The 25,486-nt window shown below is 73.3% G+C and carries 22 protein-coding genes; 10 read left to right on the forward strand and 12 right to left on the reverse strand.

Features of this window, described 5'->3' with window-relative positions; translation table 11 throughout:
• Positions 1-82 precede the first annotated feature (82 nt).
• Positions 83-871, reverse strand: a complete 789-nt coding sequence (locus tag DMP15_RS10725) for an enoyl-CoA hydratase/isomerase family protein (RefSeq protein WP_073577283.1) — start codon at positions 869-871, stop codon at positions 83-85.
• A 57-nt stretch (positions 872-928) separates the two neighbouring features.
• On the reverse strand, positions 929-1,642 hold the full coding sequence (locus DMP15_RS10730) for a nitroreductase family protein (protein WP_073577282.1): 714 nt from the start codon (positions 1,640-1,642) through the stop codon (positions 929-931).
• A gap of 51 nt (positions 1,643-1,693) precedes the next feature.
• Between DMP15_RS10730 and DMP15_RS10735 the strand changes: the two genes are divergently transcribed.
• Positions 1,694-2,434, forward strand: a complete 741-nt coding sequence (locus DMP15_RS10735) for an SDR family NAD(P)-dependent oxidoreductase (RefSeq protein ID WP_073577281.1) — start codon at positions 1,694-1,696, stop codon at positions 2,432-2,434.
• Here the strand turns inward: DMP15_RS10735 and DMP15_RS10740 are convergent.
• The 4 genes from DMP15_RS10740 to DMP15_RS10755 are packed head-to-tail and all read right to left on the reverse strand — an operon-like array spanning position 2,383 to position 6,980.
• Positions 2,383-3,483, reverse strand: coding sequence for an alcohol dehydrogenase catalytic domain-containing protein (locus tag DMP15_RS10740; RefSeq protein WP_337825798.1), 1,101 nt, complete (start codon positions 3,481-3,483; stop codon positions 2,383-2,385). The genes DMP15_RS10735 and DMP15_RS10740 overlap by 52 nt on opposite strands.
• Positions 3,484-3,514: 31 nt before the next feature.
• The gene (locus tag DMP15_RS10745) at positions 3,515-4,249 is read right to left on the reverse strand and encodes an SDR family NAD(P)-dependent oxidoreductase (RefSeq protein ID WP_073577327.1); all 735 of its coding nucleotides are present in this window, start codon (positions 4,247-4,249) and stop codon (positions 3,515-3,517) included.
• Positions 4,250-4,257: 8 nt separating this feature from the next.
• Positions 4,258-5,580, reverse strand: coding sequence for an MFS transporter (locus DMP15_RS10750; protein WP_073577279.1), 1,323 nt, complete (start codon positions 5,578-5,580; stop codon positions 4,258-4,260).
• A 44-nt stretch (positions 5,581-5,624) separates the two neighbouring features.
• Positions 5,625-6,980, reverse strand: a complete 1,356-nt coding sequence (locus tag DMP15_RS10755) for an FAD-binding protein (protein ID WP_073577278.1) — start codon at positions 6,978-6,980, stop codon at positions 5,625-5,627.
• 253 nt (positions 6,981-7,233) lie between these two features.
• Between DMP15_RS10755 and DMP15_RS10760 the strand changes: the two genes are divergently transcribed.
• Both DMP15_RS10760 and DMP15_RS10765 read left to right on the forward strand, forming a co-directional pair.
• Complete coding sequence (locus DMP15_RS10760; protein ID WP_337825799.1) at positions 7,234-8,028, forward strand: GAF and ANTAR domain-containing protein; 795 nt, start codon at positions 7,234-7,236, stop codon at positions 8,026-8,028.
• Between the two features lie 415 nt (positions 8,029-8,443).
• Complete coding sequence (locus DMP15_RS10765; protein WP_083658940.1) at positions 8,444-10,099, forward strand: BCCT family transporter; 1,656 nt, start codon at positions 8,444-8,446, stop codon at positions 10,097-10,099.
• Positions 10,100-10,244: 145 nt separating this feature from the next.
• On the opposite strand, the gene DMP15_RS10770 is transcribed toward DMP15_RS10765, so the two are convergent.
• Entirely contained in the window at positions 10,245-10,811 is a 567-nt protein-coding gene (locus DMP15_RS10770; RefSeq protein ID WP_337825800.1) for a PadR family transcriptional regulator, read from the reverse strand.
• A 227-nt stretch (positions 10,812-11,038) separates the two neighbouring features.
• On the opposite strand from DMP15_RS10770, the gene DMP15_RS10775 reads away from it, so the two are divergent.
• The 7 genes from DMP15_RS10775 to DMP15_RS10805 are packed head-to-tail and all read left to right on the forward strand — an operon-like array spanning position 11,039 to position 20,140.
• Positions 11,039-12,550, forward strand: coding sequence for a class I adenylate-forming enzyme family protein (locus DMP15_RS10775; protein ID WP_073577275.1), 1,512 nt, complete (start codon positions 11,039-11,041; stop codon positions 12,548-12,550).
• Positions 12,543-14,972 carry a xanthine dehydrogenase family protein molybdopterin-binding subunit gene (locus tag DMP15_RS10780; RefSeq protein WP_337825801.1) on the forward strand — a complete coding sequence of 810 codons (2,430 nt, stop codon included), beginning with the start codon at positions 12,543-12,545 and terminating at the stop codon, positions 14,970-14,972. The genes DMP15_RS10775 and DMP15_RS10780 overlap by 8 nt, the downstream gene beginning before the upstream one ends.
• A gap of 1 nt (position 14,973) precedes the next feature.
• Entirely contained in the window at positions 14,974-15,753 is a 780-nt protein-coding gene (locus DMP15_RS10785; protein ID WP_073577274.1) for an enoyl-CoA hydratase/isomerase family protein, read from the forward strand.
• The gene (locus DMP15_RS10790) at positions 15,753-16,619 is read left to right on the forward strand and encodes an FAD binding domain-containing protein (protein WP_073577273.1); all 867 of its coding nucleotides are present in this window, start codon (positions 15,753-15,755) and stop codon (positions 16,617-16,619) included. The genes DMP15_RS10785 and DMP15_RS10790 overlap by 1 nt, the downstream gene beginning before the upstream one ends.
• On the forward strand, positions 16,616-17,857 hold the full coding sequence (locus DMP15_RS10795; protein ID WP_337825802.1) for a 2Fe-2S iron-sulfur cluster-binding protein: 1,242 nt from the start codon (positions 16,616-16,618) through the stop codon (positions 17,855-17,857). Before DMP15_RS10790 ends, DMP15_RS10795 begins: the two co-directional genes overlap by 4 nt.
• A gap of 44 nt (positions 17,858-17,901) precedes the next feature.
• Positions 17,902-19,212: a benzoate/H(+) symporter BenE family transporter gene (locus tag DMP15_RS10800; RefSeq protein ID WP_083658939.1), complete on the forward strand. Its 1,311-nt coding sequence runs from the start codon at positions 17,902-17,904 to the stop codon at positions 19,210-19,212.
• A gap of 55 nt (positions 19,213-19,267) precedes the next feature.
• Entirely contained in the window at positions 19,268-20,140 is an 873-nt protein-coding gene (locus DMP15_RS10805) for a LysR substrate-binding domain-containing protein (RefSeq protein ID WP_073577271.1), read from the forward strand.
• A 21-nt stretch (positions 20,141-20,161) separates the two neighbouring features.
• Here DMP15_RS10805 and DMP15_RS10810 read toward each other — a convergent pair whose 3' ends face one another.
• From DMP15_RS10810 to DMP15_RS10830, 5 genes are read right to left on the reverse strand one after another with little or no spacing between them, the layout of a single operon-like run.
• Positions 20,162-20,755, reverse strand: a complete 594-nt coding sequence (locus DMP15_RS10810; RefSeq protein ID WP_073577270.1) for a UbiX family flavin prenyltransferase — start codon at positions 20,753-20,755, stop codon at positions 20,162-20,164.
• Complete coding sequence (locus DMP15_RS10815) at positions 20,752-22,107, reverse strand: UbiD family decarboxylase (RefSeq protein ID WP_073577269.1); 1,356 nt, start codon at positions 22,105-22,107, stop codon at positions 20,752-20,754. Before DMP15_RS10815 ends, DMP15_RS10810 begins: the two co-directional genes overlap by 4 nt.
• Complete coding sequence (locus DMP15_RS10820; RefSeq protein WP_073577268.1) at positions 22,104-22,895, reverse strand: SDR family NAD(P)-dependent oxidoreductase; 792 nt, start codon at positions 22,893-22,895, stop codon at positions 22,104-22,106. Before DMP15_RS10820 ends, DMP15_RS10815 begins: the two co-directional genes overlap by 4 nt.
• Positions 22,892-24,307 carry an MFS transporter gene (locus DMP15_RS10825; protein WP_073577267.1) on the reverse strand — a complete coding sequence of 472 codons (1,416 nt, stop codon included), beginning with the start codon at positions 24,305-24,307 and terminating at the stop codon, positions 22,892-22,894. Before DMP15_RS10825 ends, DMP15_RS10820 begins: the two co-directional genes overlap by 4 nt.
• Positions 24,304-25,485, reverse strand: a complete 1,182-nt coding sequence (locus DMP15_RS10830; protein WP_304580183.1) for a cytochrome P450 — start codon at positions 25,483-25,485, stop codon at positions 24,304-24,306. Before DMP15_RS10830 ends, DMP15_RS10825 begins: the two co-directional genes overlap by 4 nt.
• Position 25,486: the final 1 nt, after the last annotated feature.

Below are 25,486 nucleotides of genomic sequence, written 5' to 3' on the forward strand. Positions count from 1 at the left end.
CCTCCTCGAGGTCGGTCCACCGGGACACGGGCGCCGACGACCAGCGCGGTGCGCCGGACCGCCGACACCACTCGCGTGCGGGTCAGCGGCCCGTCCACTTGGGCTCGCGCTTCTCCAGGAACGCGGCGACGCCCTCGGCGGCGTCGTCGGAGTTCAGGGTGACGCCGACCGCGAGGTGCTCGAGCACCATGAGGGACGCGATGTCGGCGTCGAGGCCGCGGTCGACCGCCATCTTGGTCAGCTTCATCTGGAACGGGCTCTTGTCCGTCAGGTGGCTGATGAACTCCTCCACGGTCGCGTCGAGCTCGTCCGCGGGAGCGCTGGCGTTCACCAGGTCGAAGTCGGCGGCCTCGGTGCCGCTGAGCAGCTTGCCGGTGAGCATCAGCTCCTTGGTCTTGCGGATGCCGAGCATCCGCGGGAGCCGGTAGATCGGGCCGGCGCCGCCGAACAGGGCGCGGCGGATGTGGAAGTCACCGATCTGCGCGGTGTCCTCGGCGATCGCGAAGTCGCAGGAGATCATGACCTCGAACCCGCCCGCGGTGACGTAGCCCTCCAGGACCGCCACCGACGGCGTGGACATGTTGTAGAGCCGGTCGCAGACCTTCGCCGAGACGACGGCGACGTCCATCGCGGTGCTCGTCCCGATGAAGTCCGCCTGCAGGCTGTCGAGGTCGAAGCCGGAGGAGAAGGTGTTGCCGCGCCCGCGCACGACGGCCACCCGCAGCTCCGGGTCCGCCTCGATCTCGGTGATGATCTCGTCGAGCCGGTGCAGCATCGGGACCGTGATGCAGTTGCGCTTGTGGGGGCGGTTGAGCCAGATCCGCGCCACGTGACCGTCACGCTCGAACTGGATGTCGTCCTCGACCGTCATGCCGTCCTCCGTAGTTGAATTGAACTCAGTTAAGGTTGCGTGACCGATCCGGTCGTGTCAAGGGGTCGGGCCCGGCCGGTCGGGGTCCAGCAGTCCCCGGACCGGTTCCGGACCTGGTCGGCCCGTGTTCCAGCCGTCCCAGTGCACGACCTCGTCGGGTCCGGGGCGGGCGGCCGGCCGGAAGTCGGTTCCGACGGTGAACGCCAGCGGCGTGAGGCAGACCTGCTGCACCCGGTCGAAGGGGATGTCCAGGATCTCGGCGACGTCCCGTTCGCGCGCCAGGTGCATCGTCGTCCAGCAGGTGCCGAGGCCGCGGGCGCGGGCGGCCAGCATGAAGCTCCACATCGCCGGGAGCACCCCGCCGAGCAGCGAGCTGCTCGTCATCGCCGCCGCGCCGTCCAGTCGTGCCCCTTCCAGGCAGCCGATCACGATCGTCCCGACCTCGTGCAGGGCGCGTTCGAGGGCGTCGGCCGAGCGTGCGGTCCGCTCCTGCATGCGCTGCTCGGTCGGGTCGGTGCGGGGCACCCGGCCGATGTAGCCCGCCGACTCGCGGTAGCTGTCGCGGTAGACCTCGGAGTAGATGCGGGCCACCGCTCGCCGCCGTTCCGGGTCCCGGACCACCACGAACCGGGTCCGGGCCACCGCCGACCCGGCAGGAGCCTGCATCGCCAGCCCGACGCACTCCCGGATGAGCGCGACCGGTACGTCGCGCGTGGTGTCCAGCCTCCGGCGCACGGCTCGGGTGGTGGACAGTGCCTCGTCGATGAGCATACCTTGAACCAATATCAGTTCAAGTTGTGTGTCAAGTGTGCGGAGGAACGGATGACCGAGCGTCGGTTCGAGGGCTCGACGGTGCTGCTGACCGGGGCGACCGGTGGTCTCGGCGCGGCCGTCGCCGAGCGGCTGGTCGGCGAGGGGGCGGAGGTCGTGCTGACCGACGTCGACGAGGCCGGCTGCGTCGCGCTCGCCGGGCGTCTGGGTGGGCGTACCCGGACGGCGGCGCTCGACGTCTCCTCCGAGAGCGACTGGGAGCGCGTCGTGGCCGGCGCGGGGCCGCTCACCGGGCTGGTGAACAACGCCGGGATCGGCAGCCTGGGCACCGTGGTCGGCGAGTCCCGGACCCGGTGGGACGAGGTGGTGGCCGTCGACCAGCTCGGCACGTGGCTGGGAATGCGGCACTGCGGGCCGGTCATCGAGCGGTCCGGCGGGGGCTCGATCGTCAACGTGGGGTCGATCCTGGGCACCACCGGCGGCCTCGGCAACAGCTTCGCCTACGCCGCGGCCAAGGGAGCGGTCCGGTCGATGACCCGCAACGCCGCCCTGCACTGGGCGGGGGCCGGGGTACGGGTCAACGCGGTCGTCCCCGGCTTCGTCGGCACCGACCAGCTCCTCGGTCGCTTCGCCGGCACCGACCGGCACCGGGCGATGCTGGCGAACACCCCGATGGGCCGGCTGGGGCGGCCGGAGGAGGTCGCCGCCGCGGTCGCGTTCCTGCTGAGCCGCGAGTCCGGCTACACGACCGGGTCGGAGCTGGTGGTCGACGGCGGGTGGTCGGCCCGCTGACCGGTGGCGGGGTCCGACCCGGGCCGGTCGGGCACGAGCACGGCCCGCCCGAGCACCCGCCCGGCGCGCAGGTCGTCCAGCGCGCGGGTCACGTCGGAGAGCGGGTAGGTGGTCGTCCGGGAGCGGATCCGACCCTCCCGGGCCAGGCCGACGGTCGCGACCAGCTCGTCGCGCGACCCCCAGAACGGCAGGCGCAGCCGGGCCCCGGACGGCAGCGGACCCGGCTTGCTCACCGGCAGCACGCCCCCCGCCCCGCCGACGACCACCAGCTCGCCCGCGGTGCGCAGCAGCGGCCCGGCCCCGTCCAGGGTCGCCTGGGCGCCGACGAAGTCCAGCACGACGTCCGCGCCGCGTCCGTCGGAGACGACGTCCACCACGGACACCACCTCGGCCGGCCCGCAGACCGCGTGTGCGCCGCACTCGCGGGCGAGGTCGAGCGCCGCGGCGCGGGTGTCCACCGCCACGACCCGGGCGCCGGTCAGGGCGCGCAGCACGCCGACGGCCAGGTGCCCGAGCCCGCCGACCCCGATCACGACCGCGACCGCCCCGGGATCGCCCAGGAGGTCCACCGAGCCGGCCACCGCCCGGTACGACGTCAGGCCGGCGTCGGTGAGCGCCGCCGCCTCGGCGGGGTCGAGCCCGTCGGCGTCGACCAGCCGGGCTGCGTCGACGGCGATCTCGTCGGCCATCCCGCCGTCGACGCCGAGCCCGAGCCCCGCCGGTAGCTCCCGGCGGCGGTCGCAGTCGTTCGTGGCCCCCGAGGCGCACCGGCGGCAGCGCCCGCAGCCGTACGGGGCGTGCACGACCACCTGTCGGCCGAGCAGTCCCGGGTCGGTCCCGGCGCCGAGATCGGTGACCGTCCCGCAGATCTCGTGCCCGAGGGTGAACGGGGGCTCCCACATCGCGGCCGGCGCGTCGAGGACGTGCAGGTCGCTGTGGCAGACGCCCGCGGCGAGGACCCGCAGCCGGACCTGGTCGGGACCGATCGGCGGGGGCGGCAGCTCGACGAGCCGGGCCGTCCCCGTCGCCGTCATCCGGTAGGCACGCACGGTGGCTCCTGAGGTGATCGGTGGTGGTCGGTCATACCGCGGTGTACCCGCCGTCGACCGGGACGGCCGCCCCGGTGACGAAAGCGGCGGCGTCGCTCAGGAGGAACACCACCACGTCGGCGACCTCCCGTGGGTCGGCCGTACGAGCCTGTGGCGGCGACACCCGGCCCGGCACGCCGGTACGGGAGTCCGGGGCGAGCCCCAGGTGCCGGGTGCTGTTGCGGGCGAGCCCGGTCCCGACCGGGCCGGGGCAGACGCAGTTGGCCCGCACACCCCGGTCGGCGTACTCCGTGGCGATCGACCGGGTGAGGGCCAGGACGCCCCCTTTCGACGCGTCGTAGGCCGCCGACCGGCCCGCCGCCACCAGCGACGCGACCGAGCCGACGGTGACGACGGAGCCCCCGCCCGCCCGGACGAGGTGACCTGCTGCGGCGCGCACGGCGAGGAACGTGCCGGTCAGGTTGACGCCGACGACCGTCTCCCAGGTGGCGAGCGTGGTCTCGCCGGTCGGCGTCCCGTCGGTGACGCCGGCACAGGTGACCAGGCCGTCGATCCCGCCCAGCTCGCGCGCCGCCCGGTCGAACGCCTGCGCCACCGCGTCCTCGTCGCGGACGTCGCACCCGATGTGCCGGCGGCCGCCGACCGCCGGGGCGTCGCCGTCGATGTCCAGGCCGGCCACGGAGGCACCTGCGGCACAGAGCCGGTCGCAGACGGAGCGCCCGATACCGCTCCCGGCGCCGGTGACGACAACCCGGCGACCCGCCATCGGCAGGGTCACGCCGGCTCCGCGGCCCGGCCGGTCACGTCCTCGGCGAGCGTGCCCCCCGAGGTCTCCCGCAGGACCGCGATCACGCCGATCCCGACGAGCGCAGCGAACACCAGGTAGAACGCCGGGGCCAGGGTGTTGCCGCTCAGCGACACAAGCGAGGTCGCGATGACCGACACCAGCCCGGACCCGATGACCCCGCCGATGTTGAACCCGATCGAGACACCCGTGTAGCGGACCCGGGTGGGGAACAGCTCGGAGTAGAGCGTGTAGATCACGCCCTGGCAGATCCCGAACGGCACGTTCAGCACGAGGGCGGCCACCACGGCGAGCCCGATCGACCCCTGCTGCATCACCCAGTAGCAGGGCACCGCGAGTACGGCGAAACCGACGAGTCCGGCGGTCAGGACGGTCCGCCGGCCGAAGCGGTCGCTCAGCGCGCCCGCCCACGGGATGAGCCCGATCGGGAGCAGCACGATGAGCACGATCAGCCACAGCGCCCCGGTGAGCGAGTACCCGAGCACGGCCGAGAGGTGGACGAGCAGGTAGACCGAACTGAGCCCGCCTGCCGTCATCGTCGCGTAGGCGACGCCGATCACACCGAACACCGACCGCCGGTGGTCGCGGACGACCTCGGTGATGGGGGCCTTGGGCGGCTCGGAGGTGTCGATCATCTGTTGGAACAGCGGCGAGTCCTCGACCCGCATCCGGTACAGGACCGCGCCGACCAGCAGCGGCCCGGCGATGAGGAACGGGATGCGCCATCCCCAGGCCGCCAGCTGTTCGGGCGTGGTCAGCGCGGTCACGGTGCCCACGACGGCCGCCGCACCGGCGAGACCGAGCGCGATGCCGACCGAGGTGGCCGATCCGAACAGGCCCCGTCGTCTCGACGGGGCGGATTCGGTGGCCAGCGAGGCCGCCCCTCCGATCTCACCACCGGCGGAGAAGCCCTGCCCGATCCGCAGCACCGTGAGGAGGATCGGGGCGAGTACCCCCACCTGTGCGTAGGTGGGCAGGAGCCCGGTGAGCACGGTGGCGACGCCCATCACGGCGACGGTGACCATCAGCACCGTGCGGCGACCGCGGCGGTCACCCAGGCGGCCGAAGAACAGCCCACCGATGGGCCGGGCCAGAAAGCCGCTGGCCACGACCGTCAGCGTCGCCAGGACCCCGATGAGCCCGTCCTGGGAGGGGAAGAACAGCGGGGCGAGCACCACCGCGAGGTAGCCGTAGATGGCGAAGTCGTAGTACTCGATGGCCGTGCCGACGGCCGCGGCCGTACTGGCCCGGCGACCGATCCGGGCGGCGTCCTGGGAGGTCGTGCTCGACATGGCGCTCCTTTGCGCGCTGGAGGGATCCGGGGGTGATGGTGCGGTCAGTGCGGGGCGGTGCCCGGTGGGAGGTGGGCCCGCTCGCGGGCGGCGTCCGCGGCGGCGAGCCCGAGGACGACGGCCGGTGCGAGGCCGCCCGCATAGGCGTTGCGGTAGAGGCCGCCCACGTCCGCGCCCGCGGCGTACAGCCCGTCGATCACACCGCCGCCGGAGGACCGGACCCGCCCGTGTCCGTCGGTGTCGATCCCGGCGAACGGGAAGGTGATCGCCGCGGTCGCCTCGACGACGTAGTACGGCGGTTCGTCCAGCAGGCGGGGGAGGACCGACCGCGGCGGGTGGGGGCGCCCGCCGGAGGCGAGCCGGGCGATCTCCGCCGCGATCCGTGGGCCGTCGTAGCCCCACTCCGGCGGCACGTGGGCGAAGTCCTCCGCCGATCCGGCCACCACGCAGCGGGCGCCGCGCCGCCGGGCCAACTCGAACTTGTCGTTCGCCGGGCCGCCTGCGACGTAGGGCGCCCGGACGCGGTCGCGGTGGCCGCGGGCGTCGGTCACCAGCAGGCCCCGGCACTCCGGCTGCTCCACCAGGGCGATCGTGGTCAGGTGGTCCCCGAGGCTCTCGTCGACGAACCGTTCGCCCGCGAGGTTGAACAGCAGGGCGTGCTCGCTGTAGTAGAGCGCCGCCTCGACGTACAGCTCGGGCGTGAGGTGGACGCCGGCCGGTACGAGGTGGCCGTAGAAGCCGCCGCCGGAGTTCGTGATCCGGGCGCCGGCGGCCGTCGCGAGGCGCAGGCCGTCCCCGGTGCTCCACGGGTTGGACCGTGCGGCGATGTCGCGGGCCTGCGGGTGCACGTGCTCGGCCCGCAGGTCCGGGTCGGCGGGGAACCCGCCGGTGGCGAGCAGCGTCGTCGTCGCGATGATGTCCTGCCGGGTGCCGTCCGCGGTCACGATCCGTGCGCCGGCGACGCGGCCGGTGGAGTGTGTCAGCAGCCGCTCGGCGCGGACGCCCAGGAGGATCTCACCGGCGCCCGCGACGCGTCGGCGGCAGGCGGCGACGAACGCGCCCGTGTCGACCCGGTGGCCGATGCCGTAGCGCAGCACGGGCACCGCGGACCCGAGGTCGACCCCGAGATCACGGACGAAGTCGAGAGCTGCGGGGAACCCCGCGACGACGGTGTCCCGCAGCTCGGGGGAGCCGCCGGGGTTGACCTCCGCCATGACCTCGGGGGTGGCGGCCGTCCACAGGTAGCCGGCGTACCGCGCGGACCCGCCCAGGTCCGGGGCGCAGTCGACCAGGACCGCCCGCAGGCCGTGTCCGGCGGCACGCGCCGCCGCCGACAGGCCCGCCATGCCGCCGCCGAGGACCAGGAGATCGGCCCGGGATGCGGTCCGCGGCTCGTCCATGGTCCCCCCGTCGGCACGTCGTACCGGAAGTGCAGTACCGGAAGTGAAGGTGAATTGACTTCAGTTAGGCTAGAAGCCCCGCGAGTGGGCGTCAAGCGATCGGGCTCGACCGCCGTCGGCGGGACGCCCACGTCGTGTGGACACGAGACCGAGCGCAACGCGAGCGGACGGCCTGCGGCGGCATCGCCTCGCGAGGTTTAGCCGCGCCCACGAGGGGTCACCCCGCCGGGTGGAGTTGACGCGACCAGAGCCGATGGGGACGCCGGACGAGTCGGAGCGCAGCACCGACGGCGCGTGCCCCGCCCCGTACGCCGCCACGGTCGACGCCGACGCTGACGTCGTCGGGCAATTCCGACGTCTCGCACCGGCGCTCCTGGACTGTGCGACGGTCGCCGAGGTGCTGGACCGGGTGCTCGATGCCGTAACACGCGTCGTGCCCGTGGCGGCGATGGCGAGCGTGACGATGCGCGACGACGCAGGCCACTACTACACACCGGTGTCCACCGGCGGGCCGGCCGAGGAGATCGACGTCGTGCAGTACCGCAGCGGTCGCGGCCCCTGCGTCGACGCCGCCCGCGAGGACGGCCCCGCGTCCGCGGTGTCGGACGACCTGCGGCACGAGGAGCGGTGGCCCGAGCTGGCCGGTACCGCGGTGGGTCACGGGTTCCTCTCGGTGGCCGCGGTCGAGCTGCTCCCCGACGCCCGGCCGCCCCGGCTGCCGGGCGCGCTCAACGTGTACGCCTCCGGACCGCGGGCCTTCGGCCGCGCCGACCTCGACCGCCTGACCATCCTGGCCGGCTACGCCTCGCTCGCGCTGGCGACCACCGACGCGGTCTCGGCCGCGGAGCTCAAGCAGGCACATCTGCAGACGGCGATCGAGACCCGTGATGTCATCGGCCAGGCCAAGGGCATCCTGATGGCCCGCCGCGGGCTGGACGCCGACCAGGCCTTCGACCTGCTGCGGCGGACCTCGCAGGACATCAACGTGAAGCTGGCGCGCCTGGCCCGCACGGTCGCCGAGCGTCCCCAGGACATCGACTCCCTCTAGTGTCGGCGGTCCGGCGTTTGGGCATCGGCGCAGCGGGCAGACGCGCCGCATCCCGAGCGTCGACCCGGGGCGATGCGAGGGTCAGGCCGGGGCGGTTGAGTTCGTACAGCCGTCCCGGCCGACAGCACGTACTCCTACGACGGCAGCCCTGACCGCACCCGTAGTCGGTAGGGGGTCTCCGTGAGGGCCGGCGTCGGGCTGATCCGGTGAGACCGTTGCCGAGCCGAGATGACTCCTGGTCACACCCACCGCGCATGGTCCGGCAACGATCTCCGCAGCCCCCGACAGGTGGACATCAAGGGCTTTATCGGACATCTTTGCGCGACTGCGTCGTCGCCGTCCGCCCTGCCTCCGACGACCCGAGGCGAACACCACCACTGGGCGGACCGGTCGGCGGCCGGAGGAGGAGCGCGACGTGCAGGAACTCGCGCGCAGGCTCGGCCTGCGCACCCACCCGCAGATCTTCTTCTGGTCTGCAGGTCTGATCATCGCCTTCCTCGTGGTGCTGCTGCTCGCGCCCGGCCCCATCGGCGCGGCGTTCGACGCGGGTCGTGGGTGGATCACGACGAACCTCGGCTGGTACTTCGTCGTGGGCGTGACGACCTGGCTCGTGTTCCTGATCTGGGTGGCCCTGAGCCGCTACGGCACCCTGCGCCTGGGCGGTGACGACGCGCGTCCCGCCTACTCGAACGTGTCCTGGTTCACCATGCTGTTCGCCGGGGGGATCGGGACCATCCTGATGTTCTGGGGGGTCGCGGAGCCGATCTCGCACTTCACGGCGCCCCCGGTCGACGGTGTCGAGCCCTACAGCGCCCAAGCCGCGCAGGACGCGATGTCCTTCGCGCTGTACCACCTGAGCCTGCACACCTGGGCCATCTTCACGCTGCCGGGGCTGGCCTTCGGCTACTTCATCTACCGCTACGACCTGCCGATGCGGGTCTCGTCGGTGTTCTATCCGTTCCTCAAGGAGCGGATCCACGGCCCGATCGGGCGGGCGATCGACATCTTCGCGGTGCTCGGCACGGTGTTCGGCGTCGCGGTGTCGCTGGGCCTCGGCACCTCGCAGATCAGTGCCGGGCTGAGTGCGCTGCTGGGGGTGCCGGACTCCGTCGGTGTGCGGGTGGCGGTCATCACCGTCCTCACCCTCGTGGCGACGGGGTCGATCGCGGTCGGGCTGGACAAGGGCATCCGTCGGCTGTCGAACCTCAACATCGGACTCGCGGTGGGTCTGATGTTGTTCGTACTCATGGCCGGTGAGACCGTCTTCCTCCTCCGACAGATGATCGAGACGACCGGGCTCTACCTGTCGAGCCTGCCGAGGCTGTCCTTCTGGAACGACTCCCTGGCCCCCTACACCGACGAGGACGGCTGGGGCTGGCAGGCCGGGTGGACCGTCTTCTACTGGGCGTGGACGGTGACCTGGGCCCCGTTCATGGGGGTCTTCCTCGCCCGCATCTCGAAGGGGCGCACCATCCGCCAGTTCGTCGGCGGGGTGCTCGTGGCCCCGGCGACCTTCACGGTCGTCTGGTTCGTGATCTTCGGCTGGTCGGCGATGGCGATCGACGGCATCGGCGGGACCGGGGGGCCGATCTCGGCCGCCGTCGCCGACAGCGTGCCGCTCGCGATGTTCGCCTTCTTCGAGAACTTCCCGGCGGCGACACTCGTCTCCGGTATCGCGGTCGTCGTGGTCGCGTTGTTCTTCGCGACGTCCGCGGACTCGGCCGCCCTCGTCGTCGACATGCTCTGCACCGGTGACGACCGGCCCAGCCCGATCCGGCAGCGGGTGTTCTGGGGGCTCACCATCGGTGCACTGGCCGCCTCGCTCATCGTCCTGGGCGGTGATGCCGCGCTGGATGCGCTGGAGCAGGTGATCACCGTGGTGGGGCTGCCGATCTTCACCATGGTCTTCGCGATGGTCTTCGCGCTCGTCGCCGGGCTCCGTTCCGAGGTCCCGCCCCGGATGGTGACGGTGCGGGGGCATCTCTCCGAGCAGCCGGTGGACGGGACCGGGACGGATGGCACGGCCGCCACGCGTGACGTCGCCGGACGGCCTGCGTCATCGACCGACTGACGTGCGACATCCGGCCGGACCCGGACTCCGTGTCCGGTCGGACGTCGTCCGGGACTCACCAGGGCCCCGGTCGACGCGGCGGTGGACCAGGTGGTCACGGACCCATGGATCGGAGCGAGCGAACGACCCCCGACAGGGCCGGTGCTCAGTCGCGCGGGTCGCGCTCGGCCCGCTCGCGACGGAGCCGGTCGAGTTCGTCGTTCGCCAGCGCGCTCCAGAACCGCAGGGCGGCGTGCTCCATCTCCAGGCCCAGCTCGATCGTGATCATGCGCGGCTCGGCCCACTCCTCGCGGCCGTGCCGGGCGACCATGTCCTCGTAGTCGGCGATCCGGCTCTCGTGCTGGCGGATCTGCTCGCGGGCGAGCTTCTCGACGTCGTCGGAGGATCCCGCCTCGTTGAAGAACAGCTTGAGCTCGGCGATGTCGCGCATCTGGAAGTGCTCGGCGGTGGGTGCCGCCAGCCACTCGCGCAGGGCCGCCCGGCCCTCGTCGGTCAGGGAGTAGGTCTTGCGCCGCCGTCCGTGCTCCTCGGTGTCGAGGGCGAGCAGGCCTGCGTCGGCGAGCCGGTCCGGCTCGGAGTACAGCTGCGCGTGCGGGAAGTGCCAGAAGTAGCCGACGGAGCGGCTGACCGCCCGCTTCAGGTCGTACGGCGTCGAGGGCCCGCGCAACGCGATCATGCCCAGGACCAGATACGACGTCGTGGACAGTCGCATCCGCGCTCCTCTCATGCCGGCCGGTGCTCCGCGGACTCTAGACGAGGCGGGTCGTCGATCCGCGGATGCGGCTCGACCCTCGCACGTGCGTCCCGTCACCGATGACCGCCCCTCCTCCCGGCGGATGCCACCGGACGGGGTCGCTCCCGAGGCCGGTGGAATCCGGGGCTTCCCCTCTGACAGTATGAACCGTATGGTCTGAAACAGACTAACGACGAGGGGGTCGGATGGACCTGGTGACGACGCTGCGATGGGCGGTCGAGCGCAACCCCGACCGGCCGGCGGTACGAGGAACCGGCAGGTGGCTCTCCTACCGGGAGTGGGACGCGCGGACCGACCGGCTGGCCGGGGCCCTGCGGAGCCTCGGCGTGGAGCGGGGGGCCCGGGTGGGCCTGGTGATGCACGGCGGCGAGCAGCTCGCGAGCCTGCACCTGGCCGTGCAGAAGCTCGGCGCGGTCTCGGTGCCGCTCTCGACCCGGTTCGGGGTCGAGGAGCTCGGCTACTGCCTGGGCGACGCCGACGTCCGCCTGGTGGTCGCCGACGCCGCGCACGCCGAGCGGGTCGCCGCCGCCGGCCTCGGGGACCTGCTGCGGGACGTGGCAGCCGTCGACGAGCTCGCCGAGCGTCTCGACAGCCCCGTCTGCGTCGCCCCGGACGAATCGGACCTCAGCGTCATGCTCTACACGTCGGGGACCACCGGGAAGCCGAAGGGCGTCCCGCGTACCCACCGGGCGGAGCACCTGGCAGCGGTCGCGCACGTGATGCAGACCCGGCAGCGGCAGGGGGTCGCGACCCTCGGGGTCATGCCGCTGTTCCACACGATGGGCCTGCGCACGCTGCTGGCCTCCGTCGTCGTCGGCGGCACCTGGGTGGGTCAGCCCGCCTTCGACGCCGACGAGTCGATGCAGCTGATCCTCGAGGAGAACATCGGGTCCCTGTACCTGGTGCCGACGATCTACTGGTCGTTGCTGCGCACCGGACGGCTCGGTGACGCCCGTGCGCTCGACAACCTCGCCTACGCCGGTGCCGCCATGACCCCGTCCCTCGCCGAGAAGCTGGTCGACCAGGTCGCGCCCACCTCGTTCGTCAATCACTTCGGCTCGACCGAGATCTACACGTTCACCATCGGGCCCGACGTCGCCGCCAAGCCCGGCTGCGCCGGCCGGGCGGGGCTGTTCTCCCGGGTCCGGCTGATCGCGCCCGACGCGGGCGCCCCCGTCGACGAGGAGGTCCCGCGCGGGACGCAGGGTCAGGTGATCGTCTCGATGGCCTCGCCCGAGGCCTTCGGCGGCTACCGGAACCGGCCGGACGCGAACGCCAAGGCCATCCGGGACGGGTGGTACCACACCGGTGACCTCGCCGTCGCCGACTCCGACGGCGACCTCTGGGTCTCCGGCCGCACCGACGACATGATCAACTCCGGTGGCGAGAACATCTACCCGGACGAGATCGAGTCGGTCCTGACCCGCTGTCCCGCCATCGACGACGTCTGCGTGGTCGGACTGCCCGACGAGCGCTGGGGACACGCGGTGACCGCGTTCGTGGTCCCCGCCCGCGGGACCGACCCGCTGGCCGCGGCCGAGCAGGCCCTGGCCTGGGCCCGGGAGCAACTGCCGTCGCTGAAGCGGCCGAAGCGGGTGATCGCCGTCGACTCGATCCCGCGGTCCGGGGTCGGCAAGACGCTGCGCCGCACGCTCGTCGCGGGCGAGTACGACCTGAGGGGAGAAGCACGTGTCTGATGTGTCCGAAGTGTCTGTGGCCGCCCGCACCTGGGTCCCCAGCCGGGACGAGGACGCCGCGCTGGTCACCGGCCGGGGCGCGTTCCTCGACGACCTGGACCCGCTGCCCGGCACGCTGGTCGCCACCGTCGTGCGCTCCACCCGTCCGCACGCCCGGTTGCGTTCGGTCGACCTGAGCCGGGCCCGTGCCCATCCGGGGGTGGCGGTGGTGATCGGCCCCGACGAGGTGCGCGCCGCGCTGCGGCCCTTCCCCCTGTCGACCGGCGCGGTGATGCCCTACCTGCCCACCGGTGTGGACAAGGTGCGCTTCGTCGGCGAGCCGATCGCCGTCGTCGTCGCCTCGGACCGCTACGTCGCCGAGGACGCCGCCGAGCTCGTCGCCGTCGAGTACGACGACCTGGGTGCGGTCACCGCGGCCCGCGCCGCGCTGGAGCCGGATGCGCCGCTGCTGCACGAGGACGCCGGGTCCAACGTCGCCACCGACCGAACCTTCTCCTTCGGTCCGGTGGAGGAGCGGTTCCGCGACGCCGCGCACGTGGTGACCGGCCGCTACGACTTCCCGCGCTACTCCTCGGTGCCGATGGAGTGCTACTCGGTCATCGCGCAGTGGAACGAGGGCGACGCCGGCCCCTCGGTCGAGGCCTGGGCGAACTTCCACGGACCGTTCTCGATGGTCCCGGTCATGGCCGGCGCGCTCGGGATCCCGACGTCGCGGGTGCGGCTGCACGTCCCCGCCGACATCGGCGGCAGCTTCGGGATCAAGGCCGGCATCTACCCCTACGTGGTGCTGATGGCGCTGGCCTCCAAGCACTCCGGCACGCCGGTGCGGTGGGCCGAGGACCGCGTCGAGCACCTGATGGCGAGCTCCACCGGTGCGGACCGGGCGATGACCTTCTCCGCCGCGGTCGACGCCGACGGCACCGTGACGGCCCTGCGCACCGACCTGATCGACAACGTCGGCGCCTACCTGCGCCCGCCGGAGCCCTCCACGCTCTACCGCTGCTACGGCAACATCACCGGGCCCTACCGCATCGACGCCGTCGAGATCCGGGCCCGCGCCGTGGTCACGAACACCATGCCGACCGGGCTGAACCGGGGCTTCGGCGGCCAGCAGCTCTACTTCGGGCTGGAACGGCTGATGGACGCGGTCGCCGCGGCGACCGGGCGCGACGTCGTCGAGGTGCGGCGGCGCAACCTGGTGTCGACGTTCCCGCACGAGACGGCAACCGGGGGCGTCTACGACTCCGGCGACTACGCCGCGGCGCTGGATCTGGCCGTGAAGAACGCCGACCTCGCCGAGCTGGAGCGCCGGCGCGAGGCGGCCCGGGCCGAGGGCGCCTTCTACGGCATCGGCACCGCACTGGTCGTCGACCCGTCCGGCACCAACATCGGCTACGTCGGCCTGGCCACCCCCGCCGAGGACCGCAAGCCGGGCCGGGACAAGTCCGGCTCCACCGAGCACGTCCGGATGTCGGTGGACCTGCAGGGGATCGTCACCGTGCTGCTCGGGTCGGTCCCGCAGGGCCAGGGCCACGCCACCGTGGCGCGGAAGGTCGCGGCGCAGCGGCTCGGGCTGCCGATCGCGCAGGTACGGGCGGTCGTCGACATGGACACCGCGACGACCCCGTGGACGGTCACGTCCGGGTCGTACTCGTCGCGGTTCGCGCCGCTCGTCACGAGCGCGGTCGTCGCCGCCGCGGACACCATCGCCGCCACGGTGAAGGCGGCCGGGGCCACGCTGCTGGAGGGGGCCGACCCGGGCGAGCTCACCCTCGCCGACGGGAAGGTCGTCCACCCGGACGGTCGTTCGGTCGCCTTCCGGCACGCCGCCGGTGTCGTGCACTGGGACCCGGCGTCGCTGCCCGACGGCGTCCCCGCCCGGCTCTACGCCGAGGCCGAGTTCTCCCCGCGGGAGACCCGCGCGGCCACGGCGGACGACCGGATCAACTCCTCGCTCTGCTACGGCTTCGTCGCCGAGATCGTCGCGGTGCGGATCGACCCGGACACCCTGGAGATCGAGGTCGACCGGGTGTCCTCGGTGCACGACGCCGGGACCGTCCTCGACCAGACCCTGCTCGACGGCCAGGTCTACGGCGCGCTCGTGCACGGCCTCGGCGGTGCCGCCTACGAGGAGTTCACCCACGCCGACTCCGGGCAGCCGACGGCGGCGACGTTCCTCGACTACCTGTGCCCGACCAGCGCCGAGGCCGGGTTCGACCTGCGAACCGACCACGTGGTGACCCCGTCACCGCTGACCCCGCTCGGCGCCAAGGGCTGCGGCGAGGGGTCGTCCATGAGCTTCCCGGTGGCCTACGCCAACGCCGTCGCCGACGCGCTGGCCCCCCACGGGATCGAGATCACCCGCCTGCCGCTGCACGGCGAGGTACTGCACCGACTGCTCACCGAGAAGGAGAACTCCTGACATGGCACTCACCGGCGGCGACGTCGTCCTGGAGCGCGCACACGACGGGCGGGTCGCGTACCTGACCCTGTCCCACGGCAAGTACACGGTCGTCACGATGGAGATGCGCCGGCTGGTCGCCGAGCGCTTCGCCGAGATCGACCGGGACCCGCAGGTCCGCGTCGTGGTGATCCGCTCCGACGGCCAGCACTTCACCTCCGGCGGCGACATCGCCGGGTTCATGGAGGTCGACCCGATCGACCTCACCGACCTCGGCCAGGACGTCACCGCCCCGGCCCGCAGCACCAAGCCGGTCATCGCCGCGATCGACGGCTACTGCTTCGGCGTCGGGCTGGAGATGGCGCTGTCCTGCGACATCCGGCTCGGCACCGGCCGCACCCAGCTCGCGCTGCCCGAGATGAACCTCGGCATGATCCCCGGCTCCGGCGGCACCCAGCGCCTGGCCCGGCTGATCGGCCTGTCCCGGGCGAAGTTCCACATCATGACCGCGACCCGGATCCAGGCCCAGCAGGCGCTCGACTGGGGCATCCTGGCCGGCCTGTACGACGACCGCGACGCGCTCTACGCCGAGGTCGACGCGCTGGCGCTGAAGATGGCCGGGTTCTCCCCGGCCGCGCTGCGCACCGCCAAGGAGGTCCTCGACCGCGGCGTCGACGGCCCGCTCTACACCGGCATCGAGCTGGAGCGGAAGGCCTACTCGATGCTGCGGGCGACCGAGGACTTCGCCGAGGGCGTGAAGGCCTTCGGGGAGAAGCGCACCCCGAACTTCACGGGCCGCTGATGAAGGCCGCACCGTTCGCCTACGTCCGCCCCGGCCGGCTCGACGACGTGCTCGGCGAGCTCGCCGGCGGCGACGGCAAGGTGCTGGCCGGCGGCCAGTCCCTGGTGCCGGTCCTCGCGATGCGCCTGGGCCGCCCCGGCACCCTGGTCGACATCACCGCCGTGCCCGAGCTGACGGCAGCGGGACCGGAGCAGGACGGGTACCGGATCGGCGCGGCGGTGCGGCAGCGCACGGTCGAGCACGACCGGGCGGCCCACGCGGTCCCGCTGATCGGGATGGCCATGCCCTTCGTCGGGCACCGGGAACTGCGCAGCCGGGGCACCGTCTGCGGCAGCCTCGCCCACGCCGACCCGGCCGCCGAGCTGCCCGCCGTCGCCTGCTGCGCGCAGGCGACGGTCGAGCTGGCCGGCCCGGCCGGGCGGCGGAGCATGCCCGCCGAGGAGTTCGTGACCGGCGCGATGACCACCGCGGCCGGGCCGGAGGACGTCGTCGTCGCGGTGACGTTCCCGCACGCCCGGCCGGGGGAGGGCTTCGGGTTCGCCGAGATCGCCCGCCGGCACGGCGACTTCGCGCTCGCCGGGGTGGTCACCCGGGTGCGGGTCGGCGACGACGGCGCGGTGACCGAGGCCCGGCTGACCGGGTTCGGGATCTCCGACCGCGCCGTGACCCGCGACGTGACACCGCTGCTCACCGAGCACGAGGACGACCTGCGCCCGGCCACCGCCGCACTGGCCGATGAGGTCGTCGACACCGGCGGTGACACCCACGGATCCACCGGCTACCGGCGCCGGTTGTTCGGGGTGCTCGCCGCCCGCGAGCTGTCCCGTGCGCTGCACCGCGCCCGGGACCGGAAGGAGCATTCATGACCACGGTGGAGCCGAGGCGAACAGGTACTGCGGAGCCGCGGGACCGCGTCGCCGCCGACGAGACCGTCGGGATCACGATGACGGTGAACGGCACCGAGACGACCGTCACCGTGCCGCCCCGCGCCCACCTCGGTGACGTGCTGCGCGAGCAGCTCGGCCTCACCGGCACCCACCTGGGCTGCGAGCACGGCGTCTGCGGCATGTGCACCGTGCTCGTCGACGGCGAGGCCGCCCGCGCCTGCCTGCTGTTCGCGGTGCAGTGCGAGGGCGCCGAGATCGTGACCGTGGAGGGCCTGGGCACCCCCGAGGACCAGCACCCGCTGCAGCAGGCGTTCTCCGCCCACCACGCGCTGCAGTGCGGGTTCTGCACCCCCGGGATGCTCATGAGCAGCTACGACCTGCTCAGCAACACCCCGGAGGTGGAGAGCGAGGAGCTGCCCGAGCAGATGTCCGGCGTGCTCTGCCGGTGCACCGGCTACCGCGGGATCCTCGCGGCCGTCGACGACGTGCGGCAGAGCCACCCGGACGGCGTCCCCGGGCCCCGGGCGTGCGGCGCGCGGACCCTGGTCGGGCGGGGGACCGGTGGCGGCAGCGGCGCCGGCGCCCCCGCCGAGGACGTGCCGGCGGCGGCGCTCGCGCAGGAGGTGCGGCTGCCCTCCGGTCCGCCGTCTGCGGTCGTCGAGGTCACCAGCGCGCTCCGGCAGCCGGTCGAGCGGGTCTGGGCGGTGCTCGACGACTTCGACCTGCTCGCCCGCTGCCTGCCCGGCGCCCGGCTGACCGAGGTGCTCGACGGCGACCGCTACCGGGGCCGGGCCGTCGTCGCGCTCGGCCCGGTGAAGCTGTCCTTCGACGGTCTGGCCCAGGTCGTCGAGCGGGACCCAGCCGCGCACCGGCTGCGGTTCCACGCCCAGGGCGCCGACGCCGGCGGCAGCGCCACCCAGGCCGACGTCGTGCTGGCCGCCGAGGCCGGACCGGACGGCGGCACGGTCCTGACCGCGCACGCCGACGTCCACCTCACCGGCCGCGTCGCCCAGTTCGGCCGGGCGTTGGCCGGGGACGTCTCGCGGCGGCTGTTCGAGCAGTTCGCGACGAGCGTCGACGAGGCCGCCGAGACCGGGTCGGTCACCGAGCCCGGCCGCGGTGCGCAGCTCCGCCTGGTGCTGGGGACCGTCCGGGACACCGTCGGCGCGCTCGTCCGCCGGGGCCTCACCCGCGTCCGCACACTGCGGCGCCGGTAGCCGCCCGCTCCCTGCCCGGTGAGTGATCGCAAGGAGGCGACACCATGACCGCATCGACCGACGAGCCCGCCGAGGGCCCGGCCGCCGCACCGCCCACCCCGCCGGCCGAGCCGCGGCCGACCCGCCGTATCGAACCCGGCCCGGGGATCCGGTCCGGGCTGCGCGGCCTGCCCCGGCGGCTGAACCCCGCAACGGTCGGCGCCGGGGTGGTCGCGGCCGTGTTCGGCTGCACCGGGCCGGCGCTGATCGTGATCGACGGTGCCGCCGCGAACGGCCTGGACAGCCGGATGATCGCGTCGTGGATCTTCGGGATCTACGTCTTCGGCGGCCTGATCTCGCTGTTCCTCGCCCTGCGCTACCGGATGCCGGTCGTCGGCGCCTTCTCCATCCCGGGGGCCGTCCTGGTGGTGGGGGCGCTGGGGACGTTCCCGTTCTCCGCCGTCGTCGGCGCGTTCCTCGTCGCGGGACTGCTCGTGCTCGTGCTCGGGCTGTCCGGCCTGATCGGCACCGTGTCCCGGTGGCTGCCGCAGCAGATCGTGATGGCGATGATCGCCGGGGCGCTGATCCGGTTCGGCACCGGGGTGGTGACCGCGGCCGAGTCCGCGCCGTGGATCGTCGCGGCCGCGGTGGCCGGGTTCCTGCTGCTGTCCCGGTTCGTCCCGGCGGTGCCCGGCGCGCTCGGTGCGCTGGTCGCCGGGCTGGCCGCGGCCGCGGCCACGGGCGGCTTCACCACGCAGGCCACCGCCGTCGAGGGCTGGACGGCGCCGGTGCTCGTGGCGCCGACGTTCGACCTCGCCGCGATCCTGGCCGTCGGGATCCCGCTGGCGGTCCTGGTGATCGCCGCGGAGAACGCACAGGCCTACGGCGTGCTGCTCAGCCAGGGCTACCGGCCCCCGATCAACGCGATGACGGTCGCGAGCGGCGTGGGCGGGCTGCTGGCCCCGCTGACCGGCGGCCACAACGCCAACGTCGCGGGCCCCATGACCGCGATCTGCTCGGGTCCGCAGGCCGGGCCGGACCCCGACGCCCGCTACGCCGCGAGCGTGGTCAACGGCGTGCTGTTCATCGCGTTCGGCGCCCTCGCCGGGATCGCGGTCACCGCGGTCACGGCGCTGCCGACCGAGCTGGTGGCGGTGGTCGCGGGGCTCGCCATGATCGGGGTGCTGGTGTCGTCGTTCCGCGGCGCGTTCGGCGACGGCCGGTTCCGGACCGGTGCGCTGACGGCCCTGGTGGTCGCGATGAGCGGGGTCGCACCGCTGGGGATCTCCAGCCCGTTCTGGGCGCTCGTCGCGGGGGTCGCGATCTCCGCGGTGGTCGAGCCGGGTGACTTCAGGGTGCGGTCCGAGGCCGGATGAACGCGTGCACGCCGGCACGGTGACACGGTATGGAACAGATGGTCCGGGGTGATCTGTGGAGCTTCATCAACTTCGGTACTTCGTGACGATCGCGCACGAGGGGAGTTTCACCTCCGCGGCCGCCCGTCTGTATCTGTCCCAGCCGTCGTTGTCGGTGCAGATCCGCAAGCTGGAGCAGGACGTCGGTGCTCGGCTGTTCGAGCGGACCGGCCGGCACATCGTGCTGACCGCGGCCGGATCCGCGCTGCTCGAGCACACGGAGATCGCGCTCGCCGAACTCGAACGCGGCCGGGAACGGGTGGCCGAGGTCAGCGGTCTGCGCGAAGGTGAGGTCCGGGTGGGCGTGTTGCCCAGCATCGGCGCGCGGATGCTGCCCGAGGTGCTGGCCCGGTTCCGGCGCGCGCACCCGCTGGTCGGGGTGCGGATCGTCGAGCACGACATCTCCCGGGAGTTCGAGCAGCTCGTGCGCTCCGGGGAACTGGACCTGGCGATGACCCGGATGCCGCTGACCCTGAGCGGGCTGTGCGTCGACGTGCTGGTCCGCGAGCCGGTGCTCGTGCTGGTTCCCGCCGCGCACCGGCTGGCCTGCCGTGCGGAGGTCGCGCTCGCCGAGCTGGCCGGCGAGGATCTCGTCGGGATGCGTACCGGGTACGGGCTGCGCGACCTCGCCGATCAGTTGCTGGCCGAGGCCGGCGTCCGTCCGCGGGTGGTGCTGGAGACCGGACAGTTGGCGATCGTGCACGGGATGGTGGCCGCCGGCATGGGGGTCGCGCTGCTGCCGAGGATGGCCGCGGGCGAAGGCCCCACGGTCCCGATCGCCGACTCCTGTGCGTTCCGTGAGCTGGGCGTGGTGTCGCGGGCCAGCGCGCACGTGTCCCCGCCGGTACAGGCGTTCCGACGGTTGCTGCTGCGCACGGCGCGCGAATGAGCGCGGAGCTCGGCCGCACGTCTACGACCGGTGCACGACAGCTCGTCCGTCCCGCTCGCCGGTCCAGCGGGCGACCGCGTCGGTGTCGACGTCCAGGAGGTCGAGCGCCCGACCGGTGGTGTGCTCGACGATGTCGGCGACGCTGTGCGGGTGTGCGTAGAAGGCGGGCACCGGCGGCATCACGATCGCGCCGGAGGCGGTGACCTCGGACATCAGCCGTAGGTGGCCTGCGTGCAACGGGGTCTCCCGCAACAGGAGCACCAGGCGCCTGCGCTCCTTGAGCACCACGTCCGCGGCCCGCACCACGAGCGACTCGTCGTAGCTGGCGGCGATCCCGGACAGCGTCTTCACGCTGCAGGGCGCCACCAGCATCCCGGCCGTGCGGAACGAGCCGGAGGAGATCGGCGCGCCCAGGTCGCCGTCGGAGTGCACGACGTCGGCGAGTGCGCGCACGTCGGCGACGCTGTGGTCCGTCTCGTAGCCGATGGTCGCCCGCGCCGCCTTCGTCAGCACCAGGTGCGTCTCGACGTCGGGCACCTCGCGCAGCAGCTCCAGCGCCCTGATCCCGTACACCGCCCCGGACGCCCCGGTGAGCGCGACGATGATGCGTCTCATCGGAGGTCCCCCAGCTCCGCGAGATGGCGCTCGAGAGCCGACGGGTCGGCCGGGGCCACCGTCATCTGCCGGTAGCGGTCCCGGTCGGCGGCCGGGACGGTGGCGTCGAGGCCCAGCTTCGCGGTGAGCCCCTGCTCGGCCGAGGGATCCAGGCTGCTGCCCTTCGCGTTCGGCACCACCAGCAGGTCCCGGTCGGGTTGGGTCCGGGTGGCCACCGCCCAGGCCACCTGCTCGTCGTCGGTGATGTCCACGTCGTCGTCGACGACGGTGACCTGCTTGATCGTGGACGCGGTGAGGAACAGCGTCATCATCGCGGTGGTCGGCGCTCCCGGCGTGGGCCCGCGGAGCGCCACGACGGCGGTGAGCCGGCACGAGCCGGACTCGGGTAGCCGCAGCGCCGCCACGTCCAGCCCGGCCCGGCGCAGGGCCCGCAGGCAGGCCGCCTCGCGCGGTACGCCGCCGGCGTAGAAGTGCTCGCGGCCGCCGGAGAGGATCGTCTGGAACACCGCGTCGTCACGGTGCCAGCCGTCCACCAGCTCGATCACCGGGGCGGGGCCGCCGGGACCGTAGGTGCGCGGATACTCCCCGAACGGCCCCTCGGCCTCGCGGCGTCCGGCCCGGAATCGGCCTTCCAGCACGAACTCCGCCCGGGCCGGCACCAGCGCGTCCACGGTCGGGGCGGCGACCAACTCGACCGGAGGGGCCAGCGCGTTGGCCACGGCGTAGTCGTCGAGCTCGCGGTCGGCGGGGGACTGGCTGGCGAGAACGAGCGCCGGGTGCACCCCGACCACCAGGGCGACGTCGAGGTCGCGCCCCGCCGCCTCGGCCTCGGTGAAGATCCTCCGCAGCCGCCCGGGCAGCAGCAGCGCACGCAGCTCCCGCTCGCCCGCGGCCAGCAGCCGGTTGATCGAGAGGTTCATCCGACCACTGACCGGGTCGCGGACCGCCAGCAGCGCCGAGGTCAGGTACCTGCCGCCGTCCTCGGAGTGCTGACGGGTCAGCGGCAGCACCGAGAGCATCCGGTCGCCGTGCATGCGGTTCGCCAGCACCGGGGCCCCGGACGCCTCCACCTCCGGGCAGCGCTCCGGGGCGTCCAGGGCGGCGGCGAAGCGGTCGGCCACCCCGGCCGGTTCGCAGCCCAGTACCAGGCCGAGGTGCGTCCGGCTCGGCACGGTGTTCCCCACCAGCGGGAACCCCGCGCCGATCACGTCGCCGAACCGCACGGCGCGCCGCCCGTCGGCACGAGTCAGCACCGCGGCGACGTCCTGGTCCGGGTCGATCGGGGACCTCAGCCGGGCGAGCTCGCCGCGGCCGTCGAGCACGTCGAGCCAGGAACGCAGGTCGGAGCTCACGTGAACACCCCACCGCCGTCGACGACGACGGTCTGGCCGGTGACGAACCCGGACGACGGCGAGGCCAGCCACATGACGGCGCCGACGAGGTCGCCCGGGGTCATCTCGCGGCCCAGCGCCCGCCCCTTCGCCGCCGCGGCGATGTAGTCGCCGGTGTTGAGTGTCCGGCTGGCGGCGTCGCTGACGAGGCCGGGCGCGACGCCGTTGACGGTGATCGCGTCGGATCCGAGCTCACGTGCGGCGGCCCGTGTGAGCCCGTCCACGGCCGCCTTGGAGGCCACGTAGTGCGCGAACCCGGGCGCACCCATCCGCGCCACGGTGGAGGAGATGTTGACGATCCGTCCGCCGCCGCGGGCGCGCATGGCCGGGGTCACCGCTTTGATCGCCTGCCAGGTGCCGCGCACGTTGACCGTCAGCACCCGGTCCCAGGCCTCGGTGGTGAGCTCGGTCAGGTGCGACTTGGTGCCCAGGCCCTGATAGATCGCGGCGTTGTTGACCAGCGCGTCGATCCCGCCGAACTCGGCGCCCGCGGTGGCGACGACGGTCTCCCAGTCGGCGTCGGAGGTGACGTCGGCCGTCACGAACACGACCTTCCCCGCGCCGGCGGAGCTCACCTCGTCGGCCAGGGCGAGCCCCGCGTCGGCGGCCCCGGCGACGTCGGTGGCCACGACGTTCGCGCCCGCCGCCGCGAACGCGGCGACGTAGTCGCCGCCGATCCCGCCGCCGGCGCCGGTGACGAGGACGGTGCGGCCCAGGTGCTCGCCGCTGCTCTGCTCGTTCGTGCTCATTGTGATCCTCCCGGGAGGGGCTCCGGCCGGTCGGCCGTGGCGGTGGGTGACGGACTGGGAACGGCGTCGCGCGGGTCCTCGCGGTCGAGCGCGCCGCGCGTCTCGGGGACGAACGCCGCCCCGAGCAGGAACAGCGCGACGACCACGGCCAGGAACAGCGCCAGCCGGCTGGGGATGTCCGGCACGGTCGGGCTGGCCAGGCTGACGAACGTGGTGGTCAGCCCGCCGATGGCGAACCCGCCGTTCCAGATCAGGGCGGTCGCGGTCGCACGCAACCGGGTCGGGAACAGCTCGTTCAGGAAGATCGGCACCGCGGCGATGGGGGCGTTGGCCAGCATCGTGATCATCAGGCCGTAGCCGAGCAGCGCCCCGGTGTCCTCCGGCCCCAGCCCACCCATGGCCAGCGCGAGCAGCGGCAGTGCCACCAGGTTCACGATGCCGGTGGCCAGGAACACCGGGCGACGGCCGAACCGTTCTGAGGCGTGCCCGGCCAGCAACGCGATCGGCAGGATGGCCAGGCTCGTCCAGACCAGCAGCAGCCCACGCGCGCCCGCCGGAAGCTGGTTGATCTCGTCCAGGAACGTGGGCAGGTAGCCCGAGGTGAGGTAGTACTGCGCGCCCGCGCCGGTCACCAGCGCGGCGGCCGCGACCAGCGTCCGCGGCCTTACCGCGGTCGGCAGGTCCCGGGCCCTGGCCGGCGGCTCCGGCACCGCACCGGCGGCCCGCGCCCGCGCGGCGGACCACACCGGGGACTCCTCGAGCAGCCGGAAGAACGCGAGGCTCGCCAGCGAGGCCACCAGGCCGGTGAAGAACATGACCCGCCAGCCCCACGCGTCGAACGCGGGTCCGGGGAACGCCGAGGACACGGCCAGGAACACCACCGACGCGATCACGGCGCCGAGCCCGGGCCCGCCGCCGGCGACCAGTCCGGAGACCAGGCCGCGCCAGCGCTGGGGCACCGTCTCGGTGCCGAGGGTGTGGGTCGAGGCGACGACGCCGCCGACGAGCAGGCCCTGCACCAGGCGGAGCGCGACGAACACCAGCGGTGCGGCGACACCGATCGCGGCGTAGGTCGGCAGCGTTCCCATCAGGGCGGTGGCCAGACCGACGCCGCCCACGGTGACCAGCATGGTCTGCTTGCGGCCGTGCCGGTCGGCGTAGCGGCCGAACACCGCGCCGCCCAGCGGGCGCATCACCAGGCTCACCCCGAACGAGGCGAACGTGGCCGCGAGCGTGAGTGTGGGGCTGTCGGTGGGGAAGAACAGGGGGCCCACCGTGGAGGCCACGTAGAGCAGGATGAACAGGTCGAACAGATCGAACGCGAAACCGACCGTGGACGCGGTGCCCGCGGTGACCATCTGACGGGTCGTCGGCGCGGGGGCCGGGGCCGGGCCGGGCACGGCGGCGCTCACCAGGTCACCGGCAGCCGCCGGACGCCGAGGTGACGCCCTCCGCCCTCGAGCGGGTCGGTCCGCTCGACGTCGCCGTCCACCCGGAACCCGGGGATGCGCTCCAGCACGACCTGGACCGCCGTGCGGATCTCGAGCTTGGCCAGGGCCATCCCGGGGCAGGTGTGGATCCCGGCGCCGAACGCGAGGTGCCGGTTCGGCCGCCGGTCGATGACGATCTCGTCGGCGCGGTCGAAGACCTCGGGATCGCGGTTGGCCGAGGCGAACAGCAGCAGCACCCGTTCACCCGCCTTCATCTGCTGACCGTGCAGGCAGGTGTCGGCCGTGAGCTGTCGCGGGAACCAGTGCAGCGGGGTCTCGTGGCGCAGGATCTCGTCGATCATGGAAGGGATCAGCTTCGGCTCGTCGAGCAGCCGCTGCTGCACATCCGGATGCTCGGCCAGGTACAACAGCGTGTTGCCCAGACCGAGCGCCGTGGAGTCGTGCCCGGCGTAGGTCAGGATGAACATCATGTTGGCGAGCTCGTCGTCGGTCGCCCCGAGTTCGCGGTTGGCCTCGACGAGTCCGGTGAGGAAGTCCTCGCGTGGGTTCTCGCGCCGGTCGGCGAACAGGCCGACCCAGTACCGGCACACCCGGTCGATGATCTCTGGGCCGCGGGAGCCGGAGGCGTGGGTCAGGAACTCCTCGGAGTAGCCGCGGATCTCCTCCGTGTCCTCTGGACCCAGGTCATAGAGCCGGGTGATGACCTCCAGCGGTAGCGGAGTGGCGAGCTCGGCGGCGAGCTCGGCGCGGCCCCGTCCGGTGAACCCGTCGACGAGGCGTTCGGCGATGGCGCGGACCGCCGGTTCCATCGTCTTCGCCGCGGCGCCGCTCGTCAGCGGCGCGATGAGCTCGCGGAACCCGGCGTGTTCGGGCGGGTCGTGGTCGATCGGGGGGAATCGGCTCCCGGACACCGGGGGCAGGTAGACCCCGCCGGTCGAGGAATAGGTCGTGTGGTCGGTAGCGGCGTCGCGGACGTCGGCGTACCGCGAGATCGACCAGTAGCCGCCGTGGCGCTCGCCGTGCGAGACCGGGCAATGTCGGCGCAGCTGCGCGTAGGTCGCGTAGGCGCGCTCGGGGGACAGACCGGGATCGTGCGGATCGAAGTGCGGGAGGACCTCGCGCGGACTGTTGTCGGGCACC

The organism is Pseudonocardia sp. UM4_GMWB1, from assembly GCF_017312155.1.
Classification (GTDB): domain Bacteria; phylum Actinomycetota; class Actinomycetes; order Mycobacteriales; family Pseudonocardiaceae; genus Pseudonocardia; species Pseudonocardia alni.